Genomic DNA, 6,529 nt, shown 5'->3' on the forward strand with positions numbered 1-6,529 from the left:
ATATTCAAAAATAGTAATATATTCTATGATTTTGATGTTTAGTTAAATGAGTAGGTAGGGCTTTATCCTTACCTACTCCTCTGAGAAACCAATACAAAAAGAACCTTAAAATGTTAAGTAACGTAAAATGAAAACCAAATTGTATTTATAATTTATTTAAAAAAACTTTCATTATTTACGAAACGAGCCTATTTGGATCTGACACTGCGTTCTATATATTTTTCTGACCAAAAAGTAGAAATTTTTAAGAAATAGCACTATAAATAAAACAAAACACGTCATCTTTTTTTATGAGATTTTTTTAAGAAACATTTCTTAAAAAGAATTAACTTTCCTTCAAGTAAGTGCTGGCAAATATTCAATATTTTTTGGAGTCAAAGTTAGGCTAATGATTTTAGCAACTATTACTTCAATTTCTTGTAGTTATCTGTAGGATTGCAACATAGCTTTCTAAAAATGACTGGCATTTTTCATCAATTTATGAATTGCAGAAACAGGAGTTAAAAATTTATGAAAACAGTTGTCAATTTAACAGAACAATCCGTCATAAAAGAAATTGAAAGCATTTTAGACAATTATCCCTATTATCCTTATCAACAGGCTTTTGCTATTCCAGACTTACGACAAGAACTAATAGCTTACGTTCTCAGCCGGATTCCTTGCCTTTACAAAGCAGTTGAACCAGAAAAAGCTTATTGGTCAAGCTATAAGTTACGCCGTCAGCCATTAGAGCAGCAACTCCATCTAGAGAATTTGATTCAACAAGGTATATTTTCTATCTTTCATGAAAAATCGGATTGGGTAAGCCATCATTTATGTGAAACAGTCAAACCCGATTGTGAACCATCTCATTGGTTTGGCTAAAGGAATTAGGAATTATGAATGATGAATGATGAATTATGAATGATAAATTATGAAAAAAATTATAATTCATAATTTATCATTCATAATTCATAATTTTCTAATTTAATGGATCGTGTCCCCAATTCATCAAAGAGTAACGCCAACGTGTATGCTCAACATCTCCTTTAGGTTGTTGTGCTAAATGACGGTGAATATAACTGATGACTTTTTTCATGTGCGATATATCGTCATCAGTGTATTCATCTTTTTTCTTTTGCAATACTTCGACGATGTGTTTACCAGATTTATGTCCAATTGACTCATCGTCTTCTTTCTTCTGCCCAACGGATTGTGATTCCTCAGTTTCCAGCCAAGCTGTTAGTTCTTTAGCTGTCATATTAACAGAGGAGTGAAATTCGTCGATTACCGATTTGACACTTTGACTCATATCGCTGCATCACTCCTCAATTTTTTCAAGAGCATTAGGTTTGTGAGCAGCTTCTTTTCCTGTTTTGTGACTTTTGACCAAGTACTCAGGATTATCTTTTGAAGCTGCAACGTGATGTCCTTTTATCTGTGTAGGTGAAGTCAATTTTTTTTCAACCTCACCAGTAGTTTCACCTCGTGAGGTTTTCCATTGAACCTTGTCGCCTTTTTTAAATTCGTCTGTCACGGGTTTATCCTGTTTGCGTTTTATACCCGTTCATTATGTTGTGACTGTCAAAGGAATTCTTCAGCCCCTTGACAGAAAACTTGAAATATACGTACTACTTGACCACATCGATCGTGAGGGGGTGCAAGATCCCCGACTTCTCTCGTTCCCAGCCTCAGGCTGGGAACGAGATGGAGGGTCGGGTCTTCATTCGCCGACAGCATCCTTTGAGAAGTCAGGGATCTGAGCAACTACAGAGCGCCACTATACTACATAAAAATTAACAATAGAATGCTCTTAAATTAAAGCCATAATAAATAACATTTTGGCACATTTGTTCGTATCTTCGGGCTTTTACCCAACACAACTCAAGTTTATTCCTAATTTTAGGCTCTAGTGCTTAATCATAGCTTTTTATACTTTTCCGTAATTCCACAATTGAACAATAAAATGTAATCCCCTTAATCTTTCTATAGAATAATCCGATATACGTATTTCTATAGAGAGATGTCACTATGACTAGAGGAGATCATATTTACGTCAGTTTTTTCTTTGATGGCTTTCCCGTTACTCATCATGGAATTGACTGCGGCGATGGTTACATCATTCATTACGATATGCAAAGAGTTTCTATCATTCCTAAACACAGATTTGGAAAGGGCAGAAAAATTCATATAAAAGAGTACGGAAACTGCGGTGCCAATGACATTGTCGTGCAACGAGCTAAGAGTAAGTTATATGAGAAGGCATACAACGTTTTTTTTAATAACTGCGAGCATTTTGCTTATTACTGCAAAACAGGTCAGCACAAAAGCGAGCAAGTGAAAAAGTTTGGTGCAATTAGCGGTGGTGTGGTAGCTGGAAGTATAGTTGGTTTGGGAACACAACTCGCTACTCAGCAAGCAGCTAAAGTTACAGTGCAAGCTATCAGTCCAATATCACAAACAATTATCAATACAGCAATTCAACAAGCACCCACTGTGGCTGGTAGCACTGCAGGGAGTATTGCAGGCTTGGGGAGTTTTGTGAGTAGTGTCACAACGGATTTAGTCGTTAGAAAAGTACTGGAAGATGATGAAAATTTACCCAAACGCGAACGCAATGCAAGAAAAAATGCCAGACGCGCAGGAAGATTTGCCTCAACAGCAGCAGGGGTTGCAGGAACTCTCGCTGCTGTAGTTGTCGGTGGTAGTAGTGCTGTTGCTCTTGGTGTTGCTGCACCAGCTATCCTAGGAATAGGAATTGGTTTATTGACTTATTACATAGTAAAAAGCAATCCCGAACGCACGGATGCTTTGTCTCCAGAAAATCTCACTTTCTCTAACTGAAAGAGTCTCAATATGGTAGCAATTATAAAAGAAAAAATTGCCCTCCTAAAATCTGAAAATGAATAATTACTGCGAGTATTTATAAAAAATTTGGAGCGAATATAAAGGGTGCATCCCATTTTAATAAATTGCTCTCAAGATAGAATTCTAGAGTTATACAAACCAAGTCCGTCTGTGCGGACTAACGGAAGATTGAGGTTCTTAAACCTGAGTAGATGGGTTTTACTTGTGTAGCCACAAATTCTATTTATAACGCTTGCTTATTGACACTGAAGCTTTCCTATAAAGATGCTCTGACCCTACTTTATATTTAAAATATCTTCATTTTATTTAAGAGTTTTTTCGATTGCAAACCAATGGGCTGTGTTTGTATTCTTTATATACAGCAGATTTCATCTTAGTAAGGTACAGTTGGACGGTCAGGGATGTTGGATATTTTTGACGTGCTTTTTGAGCAGCTACTTCCTCATTTGGATCGATAAAATAATCTCCAGTGTTTGGCTCAATGATAATAAACCAGTTGTAATAGTCTACTAAGAGTTGAGAAGAAACTTTGTCAAATAATTGACGAGCTTTTTGACAACGTGGCTGCTTTTCACTTTCCCTTTTGGCTAACTCTTCTAACGGTATAGAATATTCTGGAAATCTTCTCCTTTGGCTACGAAGGCGAATTGGTTTTGTTTGAGTCATAACCTGGCTTTTTATCTTTATCCCAAAGTTAAAATTCCTGCTGCAAAATTTACAGTTAGTGGCAGAATTTTCAACCACTGTAAGCCTAATAAAGGTTCAATAATTCCTGTCGCTGATAGAACAGGAATAATATATTCCTGTTCATTGAGTACTACTCTTCCTTCGTAGATGTCAAAAAACTCTTCACCACGTACCATCTGCATCGCTCGTTCACTTTCTATCTTTGACCAATCCAAGCTATGGATATCTTGGACATCCAGTACCAGCCAGCCTGTCAAGAAGCCAGTATCTAACAATACTTCAAGAGGATATCTTTCTTCATCAGCCGCAATCAGTTCAATTTCAAAAATTAGTTCTCCAATTTCACCGAACCTACCTGAAATCATATTCTGCCACAGGTTCCGCTTTCGTTAAGACGCATGATGCCAACCATACCATTAGGATATTTCTGTCGGGCTTTTTGAACAGCTACCTCCTCTTCTGGAGCGATAAAATAATCTCCACTCTGTGGCTCAATCACAATAAACCAGTTGTAATGGTCTTGTATCAATTGAGAACTGGCTTGTATAAAAATCTCTCGATAACGCTTCACACGAGCTTGCTTTTCCGCTTCCCGCTTGTCTAACTCTTCCGACGGTATAGAATATTCCGGGAATATTCTGCCTTGCCTACGAAGGCGAGTTGGTTTTGTTTGAGTCATGGTTTTAGAAACTATAAGTTGATTTGTGGTGACAGTTCTCAACCTATTAAAAAAACTGTCTTTGTTTCGATTTTATCAAATACTCTATTCACTGTAGCAATTGTAATTTTTCCAAAAGTACTTGTATGCAAGTAATAAAATGGTTGGCTGACTCCTTTCGGTGCTTCTAAAATCACTATTACATAGGCGTAGGGTGGGCAGTGCTAACCGTTCAACGTTGTGCGGCATAGCCCTACCTACGGTTCTAACTACCGTTCTAACATTCGCTTTTCAAAGTCCAACAGCTGACAAAAACTGGATTGTATGATATCAGTGTACTGGTGTCCTAGATGCATAGCATTTTTCTCTAGGACTATGATAAATGAAAGCTGTCTACCACTTCTCAAAGAATATGAAGGCTTCTAAGGTCAAAGGTTCATTGTATCAGTTGATTGGATACCCTTTTAGAGGATTGATGAAGTTAGCAAAAAAATCGAAGTGGCTTCAAATAGCTTTTCAACTAGAGGGTTCAGTTATTGAATCAATTTTGAGACGCGTTATTGCCTGTGGTATTTTTAGTTTTGTCATTTCTATTTTTTATCATTTTAAACTGCCTGTCTCCCAACCAATACTTGCTAATGTGATTCCCAGCATTGTTTTAGGTTTATTATTAGTTTTTCGTACTAATACAGCTTACGATCGCTTTTGGGAAGGAAGAAAAGTTTGGGGTAATATAGTTAATGATGTCCGAAATTTAGCTAGGCAAATTTGGGTTTCAGTAGATGAAATTAACCCGGAAGATAAAGAGAAAAAGATAGGTATTTTACGACTCATAGTTGCTTTTGCTGTAGCAACAAAACTACATTTGCGCGGACAAGGTGTTAATGAAGAGTTGGAAGAACTAATGCCAATTTCTAAGTATCTGACGTTGAAAACAATGAACAACCCTCCCTTGGAAATAGCTTTCTGGATTGGGGATTATTTACAATTACAGTACAATCGTAATTGTATAAATAGTTATCAGTTAACAGCATTACAAGAATTATTAAATAGCTTAGTAGACAGTTTGGGAGCTTGCGAGCGGATTTTAAAAACTCCTATGCCGCTAGCTTATGCCATTCATCTCAAACAATTGCTGTTACTTTATTGTCTCTTGTTACCTTTTCAACTAGTAGAGAGTTTGGGTTGGTGGACGGGTATAATCGCTGCTTTAGTTAGTTTTACTTTGTTCGGTATCGAAGCGATTGGTATAGAGATCGAAAATCCTTTTGGTCTCGACAAAAATGACTTGCCTTTAGATACTATTTGTACCACTATGAAAAAGAACATTAACGACTTAATCAGTCTGACTCCTAGCGTTCACTTAAGAGTAGAAAACGGGACGGAAACAGTGACCAGTAATCAGTGACCAGTGACCGATGACTCTTGTTACAATCGCCGAATCCCCATTTCTAAACCCTGACACACCCCAGTTAAAAAATCTAAATCCAAAGTCGCAATTGTATCACTGGGTTTGTGATAGTGAGGATTTCGCATAAATGCCGTGTCTGTTACCATAATTGCTGGGTAACCAGCATCCCAAAAAGGAGCATGATCGCTTCGTCTTGTTTGAGGCACGATTAAACCTCTGTTCGGTACTGGTAGCCACTGGCTGGGTACACCCGCTTTGCGAATACTGCGGCTGAGAGAAATGACATCGCGGATTGTCCGCCAATTACCAATGAGAGCTATAAAATCACCACGATTTGGGTAGAATTTTTCCAAAGGAGGTGGGTATGCTTGGGACCCTGGTGTTGGATCGCAGTAACCTAACATTTCTAAAGAAATCATCAGGCGTAGCGATCGCACCTCTTGCTTGAGCTTGGCTGCATAGTCACTACTACCTAACAAGCCGTACTCCTCCATATCAAATGCTACAAGTTGTAAAGGATACTTGCCTGGTTGAGTTGCGAACATTCTTGCCAATTCTAAGAGTACTGCGACACCTGTAGCATTATCATCAGCTCCTTTAGTTCCCGGTACTGCATCGTAATGAGCACCAATTAAAATTGGTGGCAAATCCCCTTTGCTCGAATGAGTAGCAGGTAAATTTAATATGAAGTTTTTGTAGGTTTTCGCCCGGACACTAAAGGTGTGGATTTCCACACTTCCCCAGAGGGCAAATTGTTGACAAATGTATTCTTGGACGAAGAAATGTCCGGCACTTGCCAGATAGGGATCGCGATCGCGAGCTATATAAGTGAGGTGGTTTTCCAGTTGATTCTTGAGATTCACAAACAAACAAGTATGAAACACAGTTTAATTAAAGGAATCAGGGGTTAGGGGCTAGGGGTTAGG

9 protein-coding genes are annotated in these 6,529 nt (G+C 38.0%); 3 read left to right on the forward strand and 6 right to left on the reverse strand.

Annotated features, from left to right (window positions below):
* The first annotated feature begins 510 nt into the window (after window positions 1-510).
* Window positions 511-864 (forward strand): late competence development ComFB family protein, encoded by a 354-nt coding sequence (locus F7734_RS59955; RefSeq protein WP_155753631.1) that lies wholly within the window; start codon window positions 511-513, stop codon window positions 862-864.
* Between the two features lie 97 nt (window positions 865-961).
* Here the strand turns inward: F7734_RS59955 and F7734_RS59960 are convergent, their stop codons facing one another.
* Both F7734_RS59960 and F7734_RS59965 read right to left on the reverse strand, forming a co-directional pair.
* Window positions 962-1,291: a DUF3140 domain-containing protein gene (locus F7734_RS59960; protein ID WP_155753632.1), complete on the reverse strand. Its 330-nt coding sequence runs from the start codon at window positions 1,289-1,291 to the stop codon at window positions 962-964.
* 9 nt (window positions 1,292-1,300) lie between these two features.
* Window positions 1,301-1,516: a DUF2945 domain-containing protein gene (locus F7734_RS59965; RefSeq protein ID WP_166482833.1), complete on the reverse strand. Its 216-nt coding sequence runs from the start codon at window positions 1,514-1,516 to the stop codon at window positions 1,301-1,303.
* A gap of 494 nt (window positions 1,517-2,010) precedes the next feature.
* On the opposite strand from F7734_RS59965, the gene F7734_RS59970 reads away from it, so the two are divergent.
* The gene (locus F7734_RS59970; RefSeq protein WP_155753633.1) at window positions 2,011-2,823 is read left to right on the forward strand and encodes a lecithin retinol acyltransferase family protein; all 813 of its coding nucleotides are present in this window, start codon (window positions 2,011-2,013) and stop codon (window positions 2,821-2,823) included.
* A gap of 330 nt (window positions 2,824-3,153) precedes the next feature.
* On the opposite strand, the gene F7734_RS59975 is transcribed toward F7734_RS59970, so the two are convergent.
* Genes F7734_RS59975 through F7734_RS59985 form a run of 3 tightly spaced genes read right to left on the reverse strand, consistent with a single transcriptional unit; the run spans window position 3,154 to window position 4,213 of the window.
* The gene (locus F7734_RS59975) at window positions 3,154-3,513 is read right to left on the reverse strand and encodes a hypothetical protein (RefSeq protein ID WP_243147640.1); all 360 of its coding nucleotides are present in this window, start codon (window positions 3,511-3,513) and stop codon (window positions 3,154-3,156) included.
* Window positions 3,514-3,530: 17 nt separating this feature from the next.
* A complete protein-coding gene (locus F7734_RS59980) occupies window positions 3,531-3,899 on the reverse strand; it encodes an aspartyl protease (RefSeq protein WP_155753634.1) in 369 nt (122 codons plus the stop codon).
* Entirely contained in the window at window positions 3,896-4,213 is a 318-nt protein-coding gene (locus tag F7734_RS59985) for a hypothetical protein (RefSeq protein WP_155753635.1), read from the reverse strand. Before F7734_RS59985 ends, F7734_RS59980 begins: the two co-directional genes overlap by 4 nt.
* A gap of 454 nt (window positions 4,214-4,667) precedes the next feature.
* Here F7734_RS59985 and F7734_RS59990 point away from each other — a divergent pair, with 454 nt between their 5' ends.
* Entirely contained in the window at window positions 4,668-5,600 is a 933-nt protein-coding gene (locus F7734_RS59990; RefSeq protein WP_155753636.1) for a bestrophin family ion channel, read from the forward strand.
* Window positions 5,601-5,620: 20 nt separating this feature from the next.
* Here F7734_RS59990 and F7734_RS59995 read toward each other — a convergent pair whose 3' ends face one another.
* Window positions 5,621-6,466, reverse strand: coding sequence for a M28 family peptidase (locus F7734_RS59995; RefSeq protein ID WP_166482834.1), 846 nt, complete (start codon window positions 6,464-6,466; stop codon window positions 5,621-5,623).
* Between the last annotated feature and the right edge of the window lie 63 nt (window positions 6,467-6,529).

The organism is Scytonema sp. UIC 10036, assembly GCF_009725235.1.